The following is a 19,898-nucleotide window of genomic DNA, read 5'->3' on the forward strand; positions in this document are numbered from 1 at the left end:
GTTCTGCGCCGTAGTGACGCGCATCACGCGTCTCGGCCATCCAGCGCACCCGCATGTCTCCCCCGGTTCACCCACCTCTCGGAGGAAGTACGTTGCGCAGAACCGTTTCTCTCACCGCCGTGGCCTCCTTGGCCACGGCTGCTCTGGCCCTGGCAGCCCCGGCCGGCCAGGCGGCGCCCTCGGCCTCACCGTCGTCGAACGGCGTCACCGTCGCCCACTCCTGTGCGACCCCGACGCAGAAGAACGTGATGGCGTGCAAGGCGCTGCACGTCACCGCGGGCACCCCCAAGTCCGCGCACGCCGAGAGCGACCTGACGGCAGCCGCCGCCCCATCGGGCTACGGCCCCGCCTCGCTGCAGGCCGCGTACAACCTGCCTTCCTCCAGCAGCGGTTCGGGCCAGACCGTGGCCATCGTCGACGCGTACGACGACCCGAACGCCGAGGCCGACCTGGCCGTCTACCGCTCACAGTACGGCCTGTCCGCCTGCACCACCGCCAACGGCTGCTTCAAGAAGGTCAACCAGACCGGCGGCACCAGCTATCCGCGCGGTGACTCCGGCTGGGCCGAGGAGATATCCCTCGACCTCGACATGGTCAGCGCGGCCTGCCCGAACTGCAAGATCCTTCTGGTGGAGGCCAGTTCGGCGACCATGACGAACCTCGGCACGGCCGTGAACACCGCTGTCGGCCTGGGCGCCAAGTACGTCTCCAACAGCTACGGCGGCAGCGAGTCCTCCAGCGACTCCACCTACGACTCGTCGTACTTCAATCACCCCGGCGTCGCCATCACCGTCAGCTCCGGCGACAACGGCTACGGCGCCGAGTACCCGGCCGCGTCCAAGTACGTGACGGCCGTGGGCGGTACGTCCCTGAAGACCTCGTCCACCACACGCGGCTGGACCGACACGGTGTGGAGCGGGGCGGGCTCCGGCTGCTCCTCGTACGACGCCAAGCCCACCTGGCAGACCGACAGCGGCTGCGCCAAGCGGACCGTCGCGGACGTCTCCGCGGTCGCCGACCCGAACACCGGCGTCGCGGTCTACGACAGCTACCGGCAGGCCACCGGCTGGATGGTCTTCGGCGGCACCAGCGCCTCGGCCCCGCTGATCGCGGCGACCTACGCGCTGGCGGGCGCCCCGTCCTCCGGCTCGTACCCGGCGTCGTTCCCCTACGCCCACACCTCGGCACTGTACGACGTGACCAGCGGCTCGAACGGCAGCTGCTCCGGCTCGTACCTGTGCACCGGCACCACCGGGTACGACGGCCCGACCGGCCTCGGTGTCCCGAACGGCACGGCGGCCTTCACGGGCTGAACGGCGCTATGAGGTAAGCCTGTCGCATGTAAGCACCGCGCGGAGGACGGCGGCCGCCTTGTTGCGGCACTCGTTGTCCTCCGCGACCGGGTCGGAGTCGGCGACAATGCCGACTCCGGCCTGGACGTACGCCGTGCCGCCCCGCAACAGCGCCGTACGGATGGCGGTGTCGGAGTCGCCGGCGAAGTCGAGACAGCCAGCGCAGCCGCTGTACAACCTCCGCCTGGACGGCTCGAGTTCGTCGATGATCTGCATCGCACGCGGCTTGGGCGCGCCGGAGAGCGTGCCGACCGGGAAGCAGGCCCTGAGCGCACGTCGAAGGCGGTACGACCCGCCGCGACCCGGCCGGTCACGGTGGACACAATGTGCATCACTTGTGAGTGGCGCTCGATGGACATGAAGTGCAGGTGGTCCTCAGTGCGCTGCGAGAGCGTTGAGGCGGGCCAGCAGAAGGGCGATGTCGTCGCTGTGGCGCGGTGTCCGCCGTACCCCGGCGAGGAGTTCGTCTGCCAGGACCTCGAGGTCGGCCGTCGTGGCTCTTTCCAGCCCTGCCAGGAATGCTTCGATGCCCGCGTCGATGTCTCCCTCTGCCGCTTCCAGAAGACCGTCGGTCGTGACCGCCAGCACGCTGCCAGGGCGGATTGGTGTCAGCTTGGTCGCGTACCGGGCCTGCGGGTCGACACCCAGCGGAAGGCCGCTGGTGATGTCGAGGAGGCGCGGTGGCTCACCTGGAGCGACCAGGGCAGGTGCCGGATGGCCCGCTGTGCAGGCTTCGACCGTCCCCTCGGCGGGGTCGATCACCAGATAGCAGCAGGTGGCGAACATGGCCCGGTCCGGATCGGTGTCGAATTCGACGAGCAGCCGGTTGGTCCGTGTCAGCACGGCAGCCGGACCATGCCCCTCGCATGCATAGGCGCGCACAGCCGTGCGCAACTTGCCCATCAGGGAGGCGGCCGGCACGCTGTGGCCCTGGACATCTCCGATTACCAGTGCAACCGCGCCGCCGGGAAGGCAGATGGCGTCGTACCAGTCGCCGCCGATCCACATGCCCGAGGTGGCCGCCTGGTAGCGTGCGGCAATCGTCAAACCGGGCGCCGACAGCGGGCCGGGAGGCAGCATTCCACGCTGCAGTTCCGTGGCCAGAGCTTGCTGTGCCTCGTACATCCTCGCCCGCTCCAGGGACTGGGCGAGCAGTCCGGTGACGGCAACCAGCAAGGCCCGCTCCTCGGGACCGAACTCCTGGAGCGAGGCGAACCCCATCAGGCAGACCCCGGTCGGCCCTCGAGAATCTGCCATGGGAATCGCCGCCCACGCGCGGCGGCGAGAACTTTCGGCCGCCTGTGCCAGCTGCGGGTAGGCGGCGGCCAGTTCGGTGACGGAAGCGACGAACACCGGAGCCTGGCGTGCCAGGGCATCCTGCAGCAGGGAGCGCACGCCGGGACGCAGATCGCAGACGGCGGCCAGCTCCTCGTCGTGATCGCCGTAGGAGGCCACGGCGGACAGCCCACCGGGCAACGACGCCACCACGGCAAACCCATCCGCGCCGAAGTCCTGCAGTCCTGCCTGCGTGGCGGCCACGATGTCCTTGACCGTCACGGCCGCCGCCAGCGCGGCGGTGAGCTGTTGCATCCGGCGATTGCGGGCCGCCCCTTCGTAGAAGCCTCGCCTCTCGGCTTCCTGACGCTCATGCGCGGCCGTGGTGTCCATCACCACCCCGACCATTGTCGTAGGCACTCCGGCCGAGTCGGCCAGCACCCGCCCGCGGGCCTCCAGCGAACGCCAGACGCCTTCACCCGCCGCGACCCGGTAGGCGATCTGGTAGTCGCCACCGGATTCCAGCATCGATTGCAGCGCGACGACGAACTCGGGCAGGTCGGACTCCGGGATCCTCGACAGGAAGCTGTCGAGATGAGGCGGGCCGTCCTCGGGCAGGCCGTGGAGGGAGAAGGTGAGAGGATCACAGTTGATCTCTCCCGTGGCGACGTCCCAGCAGAAGAACCCCGCCTGCACGGGGCCGGCGCTCGGCTGGAACGGAGAGTTGGACGACTCCTCCGTGCCCGGATCCTTGGCGCCCGGCTCGCCCGTCCGCCGGGCGTGGGAGAGCAGCGCGGGAGTGGCGCTCCCTGCGATGCTCTCGCCGCCGTTCGGCCAGGACAGGGATCGGACATGTGTCACTGGTCACTCCCTGCTGTGCGCAAGGACGCCTCCTGGAGAGTGATTTGACGAGGCGTTCAGCGTAGAGCCCCGGCAGGCCGTCTCGCGGAGGAGCGATCACAGGGACACCTGAAGGAGTGAGCGGGTCGCAGAAATTGACCCTCTCGCCAGGCATGTTCCGCGCACGCGGCGTTCGACTGCGGCAGGAAGCCTCGTCCTTGGTCTTTCGTGAGCGCCGAAGTGCCGGACTCCGGTCGATTGCACAGAGGTTGCGCTCCCGCTCTGGACCTACCGCCATCTCGCGCTCTGATAATCGCATCGGACACCCGCTAGCCTGATGCGGGCTTGAGGTTCGCCGAGATCATTCGCGTAAGGTCACCCGGACGAGGAGAGCGTCATGCAGGAATACTCGTTCGAACTCCCCTTCCCTTCTCGAGTCAGTCATGCCATGGAATCGGCAGCGCTTCACCACTTCCGCTGGGTCCAGGAGCATGGACTGCTGAGCCAGGAGTCCCTCCCCGAGTACCGCCGATGGAACGTGCCGGAGGTAGCCGCCCGCTTCTGGCCACATGCGGGCGGAGCGGACCTGGAGTTGGGGGTCGATATAGCAGGCTGGTTCATCCTGTTCGATGACCAGTTCGATGGGCCGCTCGGAGTGGAGCCGCACAGAGTCGCACGGATCGTCCAAGAACTCATCGATGTCGTGTACGCGCGTCCCGGCGCGGTACCCGCGGTTCCGAACAAGAGTCTCACCCCCGCGGCAAGCGGGCTCATCTCACTCTGGTCGCGTCAGGTCCGGGGAATGTCCGCCGCGTGGCAGCAGCGGTCGACCCGCAACTGGATCGACTTTCTCAACGCCTACACCAGCGAGAGCATCAACCGTCGAAGCGGCATCATTCCCGACGTCAGCACATATCTCAGTCTGCGCCACAAGGCAGGACTGGAGAATGTGCTGATCGACTACGCCGAACGCATCGGCCATTACGAAGTGCCTGATGCCCTGTTTGCCCTGCAGGAGATCCAGGAAATGCACAATGCGACGGTCCAGGTCGTCAATATTGTTCAGGACGTGTTCTCGGTTGCCAAGGAGGAAGCCAGAGGAGACTGTCACAACCTGGTTCTCGTACTCCAGCACCACCGGAACTATTCACGTGGGGAGGCCCTTGCGGAGGCCCGGTCGATAGTCCGCGGCCACACCGATGAATTCCTTCGCCTGAAGGCACGGCTCCCGGCACTTTTCGATGCCGCGGCCCTTCCCCCGCACGACCGGGGCATCGCCTATGTCTTCGTCGATGACCTCCAGGCCCAGATGAAGGGCTGTCACGACTGGTGCCGCAGCTCCAGCCGCTACTCCCGGGTGATCCGCGCTCGACCTGACGAGCCCACCTACCTCGAGGAAATGCGCCTGGAAGGACTCGGCCGCTGAGCACGGCAGCGGTGAGGTGCGGTGCGGTGCGACGTGGATCTCGAGGCGCTGTTGGGCGAGCGGGACGGGCGGCAGTTCCTCGATGCGGTGCACACGGTAGGCGGCAGTGCAAACGGTAGACGATGGTGTTGTGGTGCACGTGCCGCTCCTCGACAGCGCGTTCCGCGATGTTGCATACGGGCTGGGTCAGCTCGACGGCCCGACGGGGCTTCGTCGTCTCACACAGCCCCTATAGCGGGGGCCTGCATCCGGGCGGACCACATCGTGCCACGAGGGCCGAAACTTGCAGGAAACGTCCCGGTTGACGGCAGCTCTCGTCACCGGGCGACGTGTTGCGCGACGGTCAGCGAAGCGTCTCGGGTCGCGCGACGAAGCGGGCAAGCTCCTCGGCGGCACCGCGGGGCAGGCCGGCGGTCATTGCCTCCGGCAATGTCGTGATCACGGCCCGCAGCCGCGCGCCGGGCTCTGGCAGCAGGGCCCAGGCCGAAGCAGGGGCGTTGACGGCAGCGAGCAGCAGGTCGCCCTCGTAGAAGCAGGCGTCGAGCAGCGGCTCCTCGAGCAGCAAGCGCACGGCGAGTGGAAGGACGTAGGGCAGTGCCACCTGCTGTGAAAGGAGAGTGCGCAGATCCGCCGCACCGAGTTCACCCAGGGGCACACGCCGCAACTCATGCACGGTGCGCACCAAGTGGGTCGCGTCGGCGGCAGGAGGCGCCCACCGGGGTGGATCCAGCTCATCGAGCGTGCGGTTGAGGTGCAGCAGACGGTCCATGAGGCCCATGTTCACCGAAACAGGCAAGGACTCCAAAAATCAGGTCACTACCACTTCACGGGATGTGCTCTCAGGCCGGACCAGGTGGAAGAACTCGCGCGCCCCGTAGCGGTTGAGTCCTCTGAGTCAAGTCAGCTGGCTGTGAGGCGTTGGGAGGCGGGGTGGTTGTCAGGGTCGTAGGGGGTCGCGTTGTGCCAGCAGGCCCATATGACGCGGAGCCATGCGCGGGCGACGATAATGGCGCCTTTTGACTTCCGGATCAACATGAGCTCAAAGGCTCAATATCAGCCCGCGATCCGACTAAGCGCGGATGCCACCCTCGAGTTCCCCTCTTCAGCAATGGCGCGAAGTTGGTCACTGCCCACCCCCTGGCGGAGGAGATCCAGCGCGGCCACGTGATCCCGCAACTCCAACGCCTCCATTTCTGTCAGTTCGGGTTTCTCGGGCGCGGGATAGAAAATGGGTGCCTCCGCAAAGCCTGGGCCAGCGATGCGTGCGACACGTCCAGGGGTACGTGGTTCACCGGAAGAAGCACTCACGAAGATCGCTGGCGACGTTACCGGCGAAGTCCTCGGTCTCCTCCCGGAGTCGCATCATGATCGCCTCAGCCGCATCCTCCTCCCCCAGCCCCGTGAGGAGGCCGTAGGTCCGGACACGCTCGCGCCTTTCGCGCGTGACCCGACCGTCTTCGGCAACCCGTTCTGGAAGGGCCAACAGCTCGTCCAGGAACGTTGCAACTTCCTCGGCGGCATCCAGGCATCGAAGAACATGGTCGTTACGGCGGTCAAGCAGCATTTCTCCTGCTTTGAGAGTGGCCAAAACGCCATCCAACACGACCGTCTCCATGGCGCTGCTTTCCAGTTCCTCCAAAAGCGAGGAGCTGAAGACCGGGAACGAGCGGATGGTTGAAACGCGAACTGGAAGATCATCTGATGGGGCCCCCGCAGCCCACGACCAGAGGTCCTCGTTGAGGGATCTCACCAAGTCTTGCTGCGCTCCCCATGAATCCGGAACAGGAAGCTCCAACACCGCAGGGAGTACACGGGAGGCCGCCGCGATGGCCAGGATCTCGGGTCCACGAATCGGTAGAGCATCGAGCGCCGGAAAAGGGTCCGTTTCAGCAAGGGACCCGAAAGTGGATTCATTGACCGTCCGCCCACGTCAGCCATTTATCCCAGTCCTCCCACACGAACATCCGCTGCGACCAGCATCGATCTCTTCCCAGAGTTGTTCCACGTCCGATTCCCCCGAGTCGGCTGCGGGAATCGGCTCGGGGGGATCGTGCTGCGGGTTCGTCGTCATGCGGTCATGATGCATTCCGCCACTGACAATGGGACCAGATCCACGATCGGACGGCCCTGATAGCCGGGCTCTGACGTGACGAGGACTTCGCTGACTGGTACCCGCGCGACGGGCGCCTCGGCCGCTCACCCGCCCAGCTCGCCACCGTCTGCGTGCTGCAGTTGCTGCTCGGCCTGTCGGACCGGCAGGCAGCCGAAGCTGTGCCTTGCCGCATCGACTTCAAATACGGCCTGCCCATGGAGCTGGACGATCCGGGCGTCCGCCACAGCGTGTTGGCCGACTTCCGCGAGCGCCTCGCGTGGCACGAGTGCCCCGACCGTCTTCTCGATCTGGCGCTCTCCCGCCTCCTTGAGGTTGGCCTCAAGGAGGCGGCCTCGTACGCGAGCGCACTACGCAGCGGACCGACTCCATCCATGTTCTGGCCGCGGTGCGCGACCTGACGCGGCTGGAACTGGTCACTGAGGCGGTCCGTGCCACGCTGGAAGACGTGGCCCGCACCGCCGGGCATCTGCTGGTCGGACTGGTCGACGAGGACTGGGGGGCCGCTATGGCCGTCCGGTCCGCCTGGGCAAGAACCCCACCCGGCCCAAGACCCGGATCCTCGCCGCCGGCGACGACGCCTGCCGACTGCTGGAACGCCTCCACCGGAACGGCCCGCAGGCCGGGGCCCTGCGGCAGATCGGCGTGCAGAACTACTACCGCGACGCGGCGGGCCGCCTATGCTGGCGCACCGCCGACGACGGCGGGCTGCCGCCCTCTTCCTCGGCGGTCGTCTCGCCCTACGACATCAGGGCACGCTATGCCCGTCACGGGCGCATCATCCGCTGGAAGGGATTCGCCGCACATGTCACCGAGACGTGCGCTTCCGAAAGCGTCAACGTGATCACGGACGTGGCCACCACCTCGGCCGCCGCCAACGACGCCCAGACCCTGCCCGATATCCACACCCGCCTGGCCCGCCGCAAGCTGCTGCCCTCCGAGCACCTGGTCGACGGCGGCTGCACCTCCCTGGTCCACCTGGAACGAGCCGCGCGCGAACACCAGGTCACCGTCAGCGGGCCGCTGCCGGGCAACCCTACTCGCCAGCACCGCCGAAGCGAGGGCTTCGACCGGGACGACTTCCACATCGACTTCGACCGCCGACAGGTCACCTGCCCCCCGGGACCAGGTCGGCGCGGGCTGGCACGGCCCCTACCCGACATCCTCGCCCACCGCCGCCCCACTGATCGTGGCGCAGTTGACCAAGGGCCAGTGCCAGCCGTGTCCGGACCGTCCCCTGTGCACCGCCTCCCGCGACGGCGCCCAGAACGTGGGCTTTCCCCCGCAAGAACTCCGCGACCTGCAAGTCCGCGCCCGCACCGAGCAGCAGACGCCCGGCTGGAAGGCCCGTTACGCGGTCCGCTCCGGAGTGGAGGGCACCATCAACGAGTTCGCCCACGGACACGGCATGCGCCACTGCCGCTACCGAAGACAGCCAAAAGCCCACCTACAGCACGTACTCACGGCATCGCCGTGAACATCGAACGCCTCAGCGTCCCGCCACCGACCGCCGACCGCCTTCCAGACCTTCCTGGACCAGCGCGAGATCCCCCGCTCGAAGTCCTGGCGAACCCTCGGAAGTTGACCTGGCCACCTCAAGATTCCCGACGGAGTCAAACCTAAAATCTGTGCGCGTCTTGAGTCCATGGCACCCGTGGCACAGCACCTGAACGTTGCTGTCTATGTCCTCGCCACCGAGGGACAGCGGGCGCACATGGCCCAGGTACACCCCGTCCCCCGGGGAAGTTCGCCCAAGCACCAGTCACACCAGTCCGAGCCTCGTTCCCTGGTCTCGCCGGCAGAGCCATGCCAGGGCATCAAACCGCGTCGCACGTCGCCTACCGCCTGAGCGGCCTGCCCGAACCGAGGAACGGTCCTGGTGTGCTTGGTCCTGAACCCCGCATCATCCGCGCTGAGTTACTGCCTCACCGCATTCAACGTGAGGGGCAGCGGACGCGGGCCCGGTCTCCGCAGGTAGACGGTCGGGAGTGTGCACAATCGGCTCCGAGGGGGTGCCGAGGCTGTTTGGCGGTGGGGCCGGGCGGAGCCGGTAGGGACGACTATGCCATGTCCAACCACGCTTGAGGATCAAGGAACACAGGCCCAACGTATCCAGGGGCAGCGATCCGGCCGCGGCTCGGACCTGTGGCCAGGAGAGTTCTCCCTGCGCCTCGAGGGCGGCGGCCAGTGTGGTCTCCAGACGCGGGTCGACCGTGCGTTGTTCGAGGAGTCTGCGGGTGCGGTTGCCATCCGTGGCCACGAGGCCCCAGCCGCGGTTCCGGCAGAACTCCACGGCGGCTCGGTACTTGGCGACGTTGACGGCCATCGCCATTTCGTAGACTGGTTTAACCTCGATGAGGATGCAGCGACCGTCCACGGTCGCAGCCAGGAGATCCGGGTAATAGGTGCGCTGTTGCCCGGCGAACTGGTAGCTGATGGCCAAGGGCTGTTCCTGGTAGTACGCGATCTGCGGTGCGAAGCTGAGCAGTTGGATCGCTCGCAGCTCCGTCTCCGACTCGTACGACACATCGCGGTCCAGCTTCGGGCAGTGCCATGCCCCGAAGCGTCCTCGGTCGACGTTCTCCGTCTCTCGGAGAGCTTCCAATTCTGCATGTGGCAGGGCCGGTTCGGGGTCGCCGAACCAGTTGACTTCGTCGGCCAGTGCCACCCAACGTCGGGTGGCACGTTCGATGCGCCCCTGTCGTGCCGCTTCGCGACGGGCAGTCTCGTGCCGCAGGATGCGTATCGTCGATGCCTCTGCGGCCAGGTTGTCCGCACGAACCTTGTCGGCGCCGGCCAGCCGTGCCAGAAGGGGTATCGCCTGCCGAGGCGCTACCGAGGACAGCAGCACGTCCGACAGGTCGAGTAACCGTTCCGCGGCCGAGGGACCCGCCTCGGACGGAACGCGCTCCACACAGCTCAGTTCGGCCAGTACCTGTCGGAGCTTTCGGGAAGCCGGGGCGTCGGAGTTCGCCAGGCGGCGGATCGCCCTCGTCTGCAGCTGGCGAACCCGCTCCCGCGAGATGCCGAGGGCCTCGGCCACCTTCTCCAGGGTCTGGGCCGGTCGATCGTCAAGGCCCAGGCGGCAGGAGAGGACCTCCTGGTCCCGCTCAGCAGGCATCTCGCCCACGGCCGCGGCGACCAGCTCCCTCAGGACGAGCACCGTGTCGGCATCGCGTTCGGCGATCAGCGGCCAGTCGGCCGTCAGGCGCACGGCACCGGGGCACACGCATTCGAGCAGCCAGTGGTCCAGCAGCAGTGTTTCACCGTCGTGCCACAGCCGCCGGGCCGCTGTCCGCCGTACGGACACGGCTGTAGCCGCTAAGTCGTGAACCACTTGCCGGGCGAGGAAGACCTCGCGCCGTTCGGGACGCAGCACATGGCCGGTCACGTGCTCCCAGTCCGCCAGCACCTCGGCCGTCACGCCCGCCGCGGTGGCCGCCGAAGGCTCGGTCGAGGAATCCTTGCTGTGGCGCGCACGACGTTCACGGCGACGCCGCTCGGCACCCACGTCCTGCCATGCGTAGCCGGGCTCCGCGGCCAGCCGAGCTCTCAGCCACTCCAGCGGATCATCGACGGCCGAGCCGGACTGCGGAACGAACTGGTCCAGACGCGCGTGGACACCGCCCGCCGTACGGCCATGCCGCTCAGCAAGCTCGGACAGAGCCAGCCCTTCGCGCACACCTTCGACAAGCTGAGCCTCCTCCTGTTCACTCCAGGCACGGCCACGCCTTGATCCGGGCGCCTCATCCTGCACGCTCTCTCCCCCACAGTTCCGGCCGACTGTGGGGGCAGTATGCCCCCTGGTACCGACAACCCTCCGCTACGGGCCCCTGGGCTTCCCCGGCCGACCTGGCTGAGCGCCGGTATCAGCCGAATCAGCCTTCCTAACGACAGGTCACGTCGGATCGCTGTGGACCGCTGCCATCCTTTCAAGGCGTCTGGCAGGCATACCAATTGTTCCGGCTTCCTTTCCACCGCACCCATCGTGCGGTGAGCACACAGCCCCTATGAGCGGGGGCGTGGCCGTAGCTGTTCGACCAGGTGGAAGACCGCCCGAGCCACGTTCCCCTGCAGGCAGCGGATGATCTCGCGCCGGGTCTTCCCTTGCCCGTCCGCCGAACACGGAGGCCCCCGTCGGCACCATCAGACGGGGCTCCTCACATCACACGCGCTGTCACACGCGTGTCACCAACACCGTGGACGCACCTGGACCACAGGGCCCCACCTGCGTGAACGGCCCCAACCCAGACCACATGACCCCCAGAAGCCACTTTCGCCTACCTGTGCCATGTGGGACCGTCATAGCTCACGACGGATGGCCACCAGCGCACGCGGCCACGGCGAGCGGATTATCGCTCTACGCCAGCAGCGTGCGGGAATCGGCGTACAGGGCGGTATCGGCCGATGGCTATGTCACACCAGAGTGCGAGCGGACGCCAGTAGGCGGCACCCCCCTTTCCTTTCTTTTTCGGTTCCGACCGCTGAGTGGCACCGGGCGGCCACCCAGTCCGAGGGACCGCATCGGTCAAGATCCGGACGATTCCCGGGCCAGCAATCCTGTCAAAGCCGAGACGGGCGCTGTTTGCGCTGGTCGGCGATGCGCTGCCTGTGTACCACCAGCAGACCAAGAACCTCCTGGTGTCGTACTCACCGAAGAAGGTGGGTTTCTTCTAGACACCCCAAGAAAGGCGCCTGACCTGGGTTTTCACCCCGTCAGGCGCCTTTCGCTCAGCCCGCTCTCGACCGAGCCCGGCTTGCGCGCCAACTCCCCATTCCTCCCACAGCCGCACCCCTCCTGACCAGCGCTTCCGGACCAGTCACGGACTCCCGGTCAGCGCTACGAGCGTCGACCATCAGCAGGCGCGAATGCGATGAAAGACTTCGGACTTCTCACGCTCGTTGACCGTCCACCGGATCTGGGGAGGCTTGCGCCGGTCGGGGCTCTCGCGTAGGTGCCAGAAGCGGACGTCATGACTCATCGCCATCCAGGCGCATCCCTTTCACACGCGCACCGACGGCTCGGGCGGCATGTCGAGGGCCGCCTCCGCGATGTCCGCGAGTACCGCTCGTCCCGGCGGTAGCCGCGTTGCAGCAGGTCCTCGCCACACAGCCCGGCCGAGCGCCTGCCTGATCAGAGCCGTTCCGTGCGTCATCCGGCAGGCCGGGCGTGGCGCCTCCAGGGACGCCCCCAGACGTCCCGAGACATCGGGTCGATCATCGCCCTGCCGCGCCTTACGTCACCAGTCCGCCGAGCAGGGATCTCACTGTGCGGGCTCGTACCCTGGCCGACATCCGGCCAATGATCCGAATGTGAGATATGCGGTATGTGTGACAATATGGTATGAGTGCCATGTAGTGCTGGCGGGATCTTCTTTGCTGAGCCCTCGACTGGGAGAGCTCAGACAGGTGAGAGGAGTGCATCATGATCGCCAAGCTGCTCGGCAGACTGTCCTTCACCCGCCACTACGGTGCGTACGGGGCCCACGAATGGGATGCGTACGCCGGCGACGACTCGGTCTGACCGCACTGTCGGCGGGCACCTCAGCGCGCCCGCCGGCTCCCAGCCACGCTGCCGACGACATCGACCTGGACAGGTACGAGAGTCAGGCACGATCTCATGGGCCGAATGAATGAGCCGCCGCGGCTGCCCGAAGGCAGTTTCGCGGCCTGGAGCCGCGACCGGCTGGCAATGGCGCGCCGTGGCGCTGACGAGTGCGGGGACGTCTGGCAGCTGGAGCCGGGTGTCTACGTAGCCGCTACGGCCGGGCCGTGTGAAGCGGTCCTGCGGGGCGCGCAGGACTTCCCCAAGGCAACCGGACCTCTCTTCCCACCGTTGAAGCGGTCGAGCGGAGCACCGACGCCGGAGGATCGTGCGCGCGCTCACGCCGCCCGCATGCGCGGACTGCGCGCGCAGGCGGTTGCAGCCCGGATCGGTGAGATCGCGCCCAGTGCCGCTCGCTTCGCCGACCAGTGGCCCACGGACCGGGACGTCGAGATTCTGCCCCGGTCCGGCACGCCCTGGCAGAGATCGGCGTGCGCTACCTCTTCTCCGAAGACGCTCCCACCCTGCTGCCCTTTGCCTCGCAGCTCTTCCTGGCCCGGGAGGTGCTCGTACGCCCTTCGCGCTGGGTATGGCCGCGCTGGGTCCCCACACCGGCACGGCGGTTCCGCACACGGCAGCAAGTCGCCTTCACCAACGCTTTGCGACCCATCGTGCGCCGACGCCGTTCATCGGGTCGGCTCGGTGACGACATGCTGGGACAGATGCTTCGGCCCTCCTCCCGCTACGGCCTGCTGCCGGAAGAGGCCATCCTCGACACTCTCCCCGGAATCACCGTCGCCACCTTCGAGACACCTTCCAGGGCAGCCGGATGGATCCTGCTGTACCTGGCCCGATACCCCCAGGCAGCGGGACGCGTCGCGGCCGAAGCCGCCTTGCTGCCCGCGGACCCGGCCGCGACGACCAGCACCCACCTCGACGGCCTGCGATACACCCAGGCTCTGGTGCGCGAGGTGCTGCGACTGCACCCCCCGAGCTGGCTACTGACCCGGCGCGCCACGCGACAGACTCAGCTCGCCGGCTACACCATCGACGCGGGGTCCACCGTTCTCGTCTGCCCCTACACCGCTCACCGCGACGCCCGGGAACACTCCGATCCGGACCAGTTCCAGCCCGAGCGCTGGCTCGATGCTTCGGGCTCGCCGACGAAACCCGGGGTTTTCCTCTCCTTCGGTACCGGGCCGCATGGCTGCGAGGGAGCCGCTCTGGCCATGGCGATGCTGACGCTCCTGACCGCGCAGACCGCCCGCCGCTACCAGTTGAGCGAGCCGCCCGGACCGGAGCCCAGCTACCAGGTCACCACCTTGGAAGGTCTCGCAACGGTCGGCTTGCGCCTGCGTGCCACCTTGCGCAGCTGAGTGCAGTCCTGCTTGCGGTGACAGGCCGCCTCCACCCCCGAGCGGCGAACGTTGATCGAGTTCGAGTGCCGTTCCGCCCACGCTTGGATGCCCGGCTCATTCACTCATCGCGTGTCGCTGGTCGAACTCGTCGGCGAGCATGCCCATCATGACGAGTTCGTGGTGCCGGCCGTGGAAGAAGACGTGTTCCCGCAAGCGCCCCTCCTCGGTGAAGCCGAGCCGACGGGTAAGTGCCAGCGATGCCTCGTTGTGGGCGAAGATCGCTCCCAGGCATTTGTGATAGCGCCGCTCGGCAAACATGAAGCGCATCAGCAGCACTACGGCTTCTGATGCGTAGCCCTTGCGCCGGTGGTCGGTGCCGATCGTGACATCGAACTCGAACCAGCCTGAACGAGGGCCGGTGCGATGTGAGCCGACCGTGCCTACCAGCTCTCCCCTGGCCCTCGTTTCGACCGCCAACTGGAAGCGGTCGTCGTCGCACGTGGCAACGGCTTGCTCCTGCGCCCAGGCGCGGTAGCTCTCGGCGGACCGCGGTAGATCCAGCCGGCTCCCTCGCCGCCCGTCATCGTCGGCGAAGTGTGTGAACGCTGTCCAGTCGTCGGGCTCGATAGCGCGCAGGCGTACCCGTTCACCAGTCCAGGACGATGCCATGCCGTATTTGATCACGCTGCGGTGCGCGTGGGGCCGAGAGGCACGCAGAGGCAGTTGAGGTTCGCGTGCGAAGCGGTGGCGGCGGCATCCAGGGAGCGGGTCGCCCACGGCACCGCGGCGTTCAGGAACTCCCTCACCGTGAGCTGCCGGTTCATCAGAAGCCGGGGGCGGAGCCGGTGAAGAACCACAAGGCGGCTGTGTACCACAACAGTGCGATGGCGACGACCAGGGTGCCGCCGACGACCGGAAGCGCCCAACCGGGCAGTCGGCGGCTGCGCACCACCAGCACCTTGGCGACGAACGCGCCGTACAGGACGCAGCCCGTGATGGAGTGCACCGCCACTCGGCTGCTCGTGAACTCAACTCCGTAGGCGGTGATGCACTGGTAGGCGATGGGCAGCGAGAGCAGAAAGGCGAGGAGGCCGATGAGCCGGTGCGCGGGGTGCACCCGGTGCGGCGCGGCCCCCGCCCCCGGTAGGCGCCGGTACATCCACAGCCCGAGCAGCAGTTGGACGAGCGCGAGTGCCATCAGAGCGCTGCCCAGGCGCGCCTTGAGGTCGATGACGCCGACGCCGTGCTGTCCGAACAGGCCGCTGGTGTAGTCGGGTGTGTGCGTGCGGCCGAACGCGTACATCCCCACCGCGACCGCGACCGGCAGCAATGCAGCCAAGAAGCCGGCCACCCTTCGTGCGGGAGGCCGCGTCCGCGCGCCCGTGTGCCCGGTCATCAGTCCCCAATCGATCGGGTTCGACCTAGTTGCCGGATGTGTCGACGACGTACCACTGTGGCACCGGACTCGCTGGTTTCCTCGCCGTCGGTGACACCGGCTGTCGTGTCACCCGCGAAGCAGCGCAGCGGGTGTCCGGTACAGGTCATGTGAGTGATGCCGTGGGAGCGTTTCGATGTGCTGATCAGGTTGCTCCTGGCAAACGGGGCCGCCTTGGGCGTGCCGGAGGTGAGCGACGGCGGCCAGGCGAACGCGCAAGCTCCGCCGGCGGTCGGCGTAGTCGACTTGGCGGCTTCGGGGAGGTGGAACGTCCGCCCCTTGGCGTCATCCAGGAGGGGGTCCAGCTTGCTGAAGTGCACCGTGGCCGCGCCAGTGGCCCTGGGCGCGCTGCCGGGTGCGGCCGAGCCGATGTACACGGGGATGCCCGCTGACAGCGCTCCAGATGTGGGCCTGGCACAGGCGACGAGATCGTCCGGCTGGGACAGCCGTTTGCGGCAGCGAGCGGCATGGCGGAAACCGCCGGCGGTGTCGCCGTGGCCATTCCTTTCATGAGCGCTCCATGGTGTCGGACGGCGTATCCAGGCAGCCGCGGGAAACGACCCCGGCGGACCTCTTCTCCCAGTTGGCCCCGGGTGCTCGAGTCCTGTCCATTTCAACTGGTCCGCCTGGGCAGTCGCTGCTCCATTGGTGAGGTCCCCGTTCACGTCGAGGACCTCGGGCCGGTACGGGAGGCGTTCGAGCCGGTTGCGGACGCCACACCTTCGCCCCCGCAGGGCTGCTCGACGGCAAAGCGATCCTCGTCACCGGCGCCGGGCGCGGCATCGGGGCGCCGCCGCACGGCTCTTCCGGGTCGTGGAGGTGGACCGACACCTGGCCGTGCGGGGCGGCGGGCACCGCCGTGCACCCTTCTGACCGCGCCCCACCCCTACGCCATTCCGACCGCGCCCCACCCCTGCACGATCCCGACCGAGGCCGCGGTGCGCCCCACCGTCACGCGATCGCCCGCACCGCGGCCTCGGTCAGGGTGGCCGCGGTCCGTGCGGCGCTGGTGATGGCCTCGTCGGGGTCGAGCCCGCACAGATCGGTGAGAGTGAAGAACGCCTCGGCGCTCACGACCACCGCGAGGTCCCGCTTGAGTTGGGCGAAGCCGTCCGGGTCCCTCGCGCCGAGCGTGTCCTCCAGCGGGAGGAGCGCATGGTCGATGAGTCCGAAGCGAATGCCCGGTCGCGTGGTCACCGTTTCGGGCCGGGTGATGGTGGCGGCGATCATCGCGCGTACCGAGCCCTGGCGGGCGAGGATGCCGCGGAGGAGGAACTCGCAGGCGAAGGCGACACGTTCCACGGGGTCGGCCGAGTCCGCGACCGGCTCGAGCGCCTCGGCGGGGGGCGGCCAGACGCCGGCCAGGGCCTCGCTGATCAGCGACGGAAGGTCGGGGAAGTATCGATAGGCGGTGGCCTCGGAGACGAGGGCCGCGCGGGCGATCGCGGGCATGGTCACCTCGGCGCCCGTGGCGGTGAGTTCCCGGGCGGCCGCCACGATCGCCGTTCGCGTGCGCTGCTTCTGGTTGGTGCGGCCGGTGCCCGCCTGCGCCGTCATCGTGGGACTCCTCCTGTTGACTCACCCGCATTTTAGCAGCCATCCCTCGTCGTGAGAGTTGACTTGCATTATGCCACCCGACCCCTCTAATCTCATGAGAGTCAACTCTCACGAAGGAGAAGTAATGAGCACGGTTTCCGTGGTCGGCCCGGACGACGGCGAGACCATCCAGCTGGGTCCCACGCAGATGCGCATCCTCGAGGACGGCAGCACCACCGGGCACCGCCTCGGCATCGGAGAGATCACCATCGCCCCGCACACCCAGGGCCCGCCCCAGCACCGTCACGCCCAGCACGACGAGGGCTTCTACGTCGTCTCCGGCACCGTGCACTTCACCATCGGGGAGACGACCCACGTCGCCCCGGCCGGCACGCTCGCCATGATCCCGCCCGGCGCCCCGCACACCTTCGCCAACCTCGGCGACACGCCCGCGGTGATGCTCAACACCTTCACGCCCGACCTGTACGTGCAGTACTTCCGCGACCTGCGGAACATGATCGCGGGCGGCCGGGAACTGACCCCGGAGTCGACCGTCGCGGTGATGAGCCGCTACGCCACCGTCCCCGCGACCGACTTCGCGTGACGGCAACCCCCTTCCCTCTCCACACGGCCCACTTGAGGAGCACCGCATGACCCGCAGCACCCACACGCTCACGCTCGACCAGGGCACCCTCGACGTCACCGTCGACCTCTTCGGGCAGGAGGGGCACCCCTTCCTGCTGCTGCACGGAGGCGGCGGCCCGGGGACCGTCACCCCGTTCGCCGGCCTCCTGGCCGAGCAGCGTCCGGCCAGGGTCTTCACCCCTGTCCACCCCGGTTTCGACGGCACGGGCCGCCCCGAGTGGCTGACCGACGTCACGACCCTGGCCCAGGTCTATGCCCAACTGCTCGACGTGCTCGACCTGCGGGACGTCGCCGTTGTCGGCAACTCGATCGGCGGCTGGATCGCCGCCGAACTCGCGACCCTGGGCAGCCCTCGGATCAGCAGCGTCACCCTCGCCAACGCCGTCGGCATCCCCGTCCCCGGCCACCCGATAGCCGACACCTTCTCCCTGACGCCCGTCGAGCTGTCCCGCCTGTCCTTCCACGACCCCTCGAAGTTCCGCTTCGATCCCAGCAAGCTGACCGAGGCGCAGCGCGCGGTCATGGCCGCCAACCGCGCGACCCTGCAGCTCTATTCGGGCCCGCACGCCATGGCCGACCCCACCCTGACCGACCGCCTCGCCAAGATCACCCATCCGACCCTGGTCGCATGGGGTGCCGGTGACCAGGTCGTGGACGCCGACTACGGACGCGCGTACGCGCAGGCCATCCCCGACGCGGAGTTCCGTCTTCTGGACGGCACCGGCCACATGCCCCAGACCGAGACGCCCGAGCAGTTCCTCCCGGTGCTCTGGGACTTCGCGGAGGCCCACGCCACCGACCGGCCGCGGCACTGACCCCGGAAAGGGGAGCCGACGTGTCTCAACCCGACCGCAGCAGACCCTCGTTGGTCCTGGCCGTCTGCTGCCTGAGCGTGCTCCTGGTCAGCCTCGACACCACCATCCTGAACGTCGCCCTGCCCTCGATACAGGAAGACCTGCACAGCTCCGTGTCGGGCCTGCAGTGGACCCTCGACGCCTACACCATCGTGCTGGCCTCGCTGCTCATCCTGGCCGGTTCCACGGCCGACCGCGTCGGGAGACGGCGTGTCTTCCTCCTCGGGCTCGTGTCGTTCACCGGCGGATCGGCGCTGTGCAGCCTGGCACCGTCGCTGGACTGGCTGATCGTGTTCCGCATGGCGCAGGCGGTGGGCGGCTGCATGCTCACCCCGGTCGCCATGGCCATCCTCGCCAACGCCTTCCCCGAGCCGCGGGAGCGGGCAAGGGCCATCGGCGTGTGGGGCGGGGTGGTGGGCGTCAGCATGGCGGCCGGACCGATCCTCGGCGGCGTACTGGTCCAGACGGCCGGATGGCGATCGGTGTTCTGGCTGAACGTGCCGATCGGGCTGGCCGCGCTCCTGCTCACCACCCTGTTCGTCCCTGAGTCACGCGCGCCACGGCCCCGCAGGGTGGACCCGGTGGGCCAACTGCTGGTGATCACCGCGCTCGGCACACTGACGTACGCCATCATCGAGGCACCGGGCCGGGGCTGGACCTCCCCCGCCATCGTGATCTGCCTGATCACCGCGGCCGGCGCGTTGGCCGCCTTCATCCCCTACGAGAAGAGACGCGACGAACCGCTGGTCGACCCACGCCTCTTCCGCAGCGCGCCCTTCAGCGGGGCCACGGTGATGGCGGTGTGCGCCTTCACCGCCCTCGGCGGCTTCCTGTTCGCCAACACCCTCTACCTGCAACAGGTATGGGGGCTGAGCGCCCTGGGCACCGGGGTGCATCTGCTGCCGATGGCGGTGCTGTCACTGGTGTGCCCGCCACTGTCCGGACGGATCGTGGGCAGCCGCGGCCCGCGCCTCCCGCTGCTGCTCGCCGGGGCCGGCATCACCGCCGGCGGCCTGCTGGCCATCGTCGCCACCCGATCCGCCGACCGCTCGGACATCCTGCTCTACGCGGCGTACGCACTGTTCGGACTGGGCTTCGGCTTCGTCAACGCGCCCATCACCCACACCGCGGTCTCGGGCCTGCCGCGGGCCCAGGCCGGGGTGGCCGCCGGGATCGCCGCGACCAGCCGTCAGGTCGGCGCCGCGCTCGGCATCGCGGTGACCGGCGCCGTGATCGCCGCCGGGGCACGCCCGGCCGCCTGGTGGATCATCGCCGGCTGCGGTCTGGCCATCCTCGCCCTGGGCATCCTGACCACCGGCCCCTGGGCAGCCCGCACGGCCGCAGGAGACGATCCTTCCGAACGCGTCCGAGTACCACGCCATCTCCTGGACGCCCGTTGACACCCGCTGCACGGATCAACACGGTCAGCGATCTTCCCGCCGCGACCTCGTGGGAGAGGCAGCCGGGCACCCGAAAGGGCACGGGCCGTCAAAACCCCTCCGTCGCACGTGAGTTGACGGCA

At 68.2% G+C, this 19,898-nt stretch carries 16 protein-coding genes and 2 pseudogenes; 9 read left to right on the plus strand and 9 right to left on the minus strand.

Annotated elements, in window-relative coordinates; translation table 11 throughout:
• Nucleotides 1-53 precede the first annotated feature (53 nt).
• On the plus strand, nt 54-1,313 hold the full coding sequence (locus tag AAFF41_RS08925) for a S53 family peptidase (RefSeq protein ID WP_343323807.1): 1,260 nt from the start codon (nt 54-56) through the stop codon (nt 1,311-1,313).
• Nucleotides 1,314-1,319: 6 nt separating this feature from the next.
• On the opposite strand, the pseudogene AAFF41_RS08930 reads toward AAFF41_RS08925, so the two are convergent.
• Nucleotides 1,320-1,717, minus strand: a pseudogene (locus tag AAFF41_RS08930) (chorismate-binding protein); the annotation flags it as partial.
• A 10-nt stretch (nt 1,718-1,727) separates the two neighbouring features.
• Nucleotides 1,728-3,323: a SpoIIE family protein phosphatase gene (locus AAFF41_RS08935; RefSeq protein WP_343323808.1), complete on the minus strand. Its 1,596-nt coding sequence runs from the start codon at nt 3,321-3,323 to the stop codon at nt 1,728-1,730.
• Between the two features lie 541 nt (nt 3,324-3,864).
• Between AAFF41_RS08935 and AAFF41_RS08940 the strand changes: the two genes are divergently transcribed.
• Entirely contained in the window at nt 3,865-4,893 is a 1,029-nt protein-coding gene (locus AAFF41_RS08940) for a terpene synthase family protein (RefSeq protein ID WP_319750633.1), read from the plus strand.
• A gap of 343 nt (nt 4,894-5,236) precedes the next feature.
• Here the strand turns inward: AAFF41_RS08940 and AAFF41_RS08945 are convergent, their stop codons facing one another.
• Both AAFF41_RS08945 and AAFF41_RS08950 read right to left on the minus strand, forming a co-directional pair.
• Nucleotides 5,237-5,662 (minus strand): contact-dependent growth inhibition system immunity protein, encoded by a 426-nt coding sequence (locus AAFF41_RS08945; RefSeq protein WP_121417354.1) that lies wholly within the window; start codon nt 5,660-5,662, stop codon nt 5,237-5,239.
• Nucleotides 5,663-6,181: 519 nt separating this feature from the next.
• The gene (locus AAFF41_RS08950) at nt 6,182-6,643 is read right to left on the minus strand and encodes a hypothetical protein (RefSeq protein WP_343323809.1); all 462 of its coding nucleotides are present in this window, start codon (nt 6,641-6,643) and stop codon (nt 6,182-6,184) included.
• A 461-nt stretch (nt 6,644-7,104) separates the two neighbouring features.
• Between AAFF41_RS08950 and AAFF41_RS08955 the strand changes: the two are divergent.
• A pseudogene (locus tag AAFF41_RS08955) lies at nt 7,105-7,404 on the plus strand (transposase); the annotation flags it as partial.
• 797 nt (nt 7,405-8,201) lie between these two features.
• A complete protein-coding gene (locus tag AAFF41_RS08960; protein ID WP_319750636.1) occupies nt 8,202-8,480 on the plus strand; it encodes a transposase in 279 nt (92 codons plus the stop codon).
• Between the two features lie 12 nt (nt 8,481-8,492).
• On the opposite strand, the gene AAFF41_RS08965 is transcribed toward AAFF41_RS08960, so the two are convergent.
• Together AAFF41_RS08965 and AAFF41_RS08970 are read right to left on the minus strand one after the other, a co-directional pair.
• Complete coding sequence (locus AAFF41_RS08965; protein WP_319750637.1) at nt 8,493-8,762, minus strand: HNH endonuclease; 270 nt, start codon at nt 8,760-8,762, stop codon at nt 8,493-8,495.
• 144 nt (nt 8,763-8,906) lie between these two features.
• A complete protein-coding gene (locus AAFF41_RS08970; RefSeq protein WP_319750638.1) occupies nt 8,907-10,427 on the minus strand; it encodes a TnsA endonuclease N-terminal domain-containing protein in 1,521 nt (506 codons plus the stop codon).
• A gap of 45 nt (nt 10,428-10,472) precedes the next feature.
• On the opposite strand from AAFF41_RS08970, the gene AAFF41_RS08975 reads away from it, so the two are divergent.
• Together AAFF41_RS08975 and AAFF41_RS08980 are read left to right on the plus strand one after the other, a co-directional pair.
• The gene (locus AAFF41_RS08975; RefSeq protein WP_121417350.1) at nt 10,473-10,739 is read left to right on the plus strand and encodes a hypothetical protein; all 267 of its coding nucleotides are present in this window, start codon (nt 10,473-10,475) and stop codon (nt 10,737-10,739) included.
• A gap of 2,372 nt (nt 10,740-13,111) precedes the next feature.
• A complete protein-coding gene (locus AAFF41_RS08980) occupies nt 13,112-13,924 on the plus strand; it encodes a cytochrome P450 (RefSeq protein ID WP_343326271.1) in 813 nt (270 codons plus the stop codon).
• 96 nt (nt 13,925-14,020) lie between these two features.
• Here the strand turns inward: AAFF41_RS08980 and AAFF41_RS08985 are convergent, their stop codons facing one another.
• From AAFF41_RS08985 to AAFF41_RS08995, 3 genes are all read right to left on the minus strand, one after another.
• Nucleotides 14,021-14,575 carry a GNAT family N-acetyltransferase gene (locus tag AAFF41_RS08985; RefSeq protein ID WP_343323810.1) on the minus strand — a complete coding sequence of 185 codons (555 nt, stop codon included), beginning with the start codon at nt 14,573-14,575 and terminating at the stop codon, nt 14,021-14,023.
• Between the two features lie 154 nt (nt 14,576-14,729).
• Nucleotides 14,730-15,302: a DUF6529 family protein gene (locus tag AAFF41_RS08990; protein WP_343323811.1), complete on the minus strand. Its 573-nt coding sequence runs from the start codon at nt 15,300-15,302 to the stop codon at nt 14,730-14,732.
• Nucleotides 15,303-16,292: 990 nt separating this feature from the next.
• Nucleotides 16,293-16,898 carry a TetR/AcrR family transcriptional regulator gene (locus AAFF41_RS08995; protein WP_319750642.1) on the minus strand — a complete coding sequence of 202 codons (606 nt, stop codon included), beginning with the start codon at nt 16,896-16,898 and terminating at the stop codon, nt 16,293-16,295.
• Between the two features lie 124 nt (nt 16,899-17,022).
• On the opposite strand from AAFF41_RS08995, the gene AAFF41_RS09000 reads away from it, so the two are divergent.
• From AAFF41_RS09000 to AAFF41_RS09010, 3 genes are read left to right on the plus strand one after another with little or no spacing between them, the layout of a single operon-like run.
• Nucleotides 17,023-17,481 carry a cupin domain-containing protein gene (locus tag AAFF41_RS09000; RefSeq protein ID WP_060895022.1) on the plus strand — a complete coding sequence of 153 codons (459 nt, stop codon included), beginning with the start codon at nt 17,023-17,025 and terminating at the stop codon, nt 17,479-17,481.
• A gap of 46 nt (nt 17,482-17,527) precedes the next feature.
• Nucleotides 17,528-18,337 (plus strand): alpha/beta fold hydrolase, encoded by an 810-nt coding sequence (locus tag AAFF41_RS09005; protein WP_319750644.1) that lies wholly within the window; start codon nt 17,528-17,530, stop codon nt 18,335-18,337.
• Between the two features lie 20 nt (nt 18,338-18,357).
• A complete protein-coding gene (locus tag AAFF41_RS09010) occupies nt 18,358-19,776 on the plus strand; it encodes a DHA2 family efflux MFS transporter permease subunit (protein WP_343323812.1) in 1,419 nt (472 codons plus the stop codon).
• The last annotated feature ends 122 nt before the right edge of the window (nt 19,777-19,898 follow it).

The organism is Streptomyces mirabilis, assembly GCF_039503195.1.
Taxonomy (GTDB): domain Bacteria; phylum Actinomycetota; class Actinomycetes; order Streptomycetales; family Streptomycetaceae; genus Streptomyces; species Streptomyces mirabilis_D.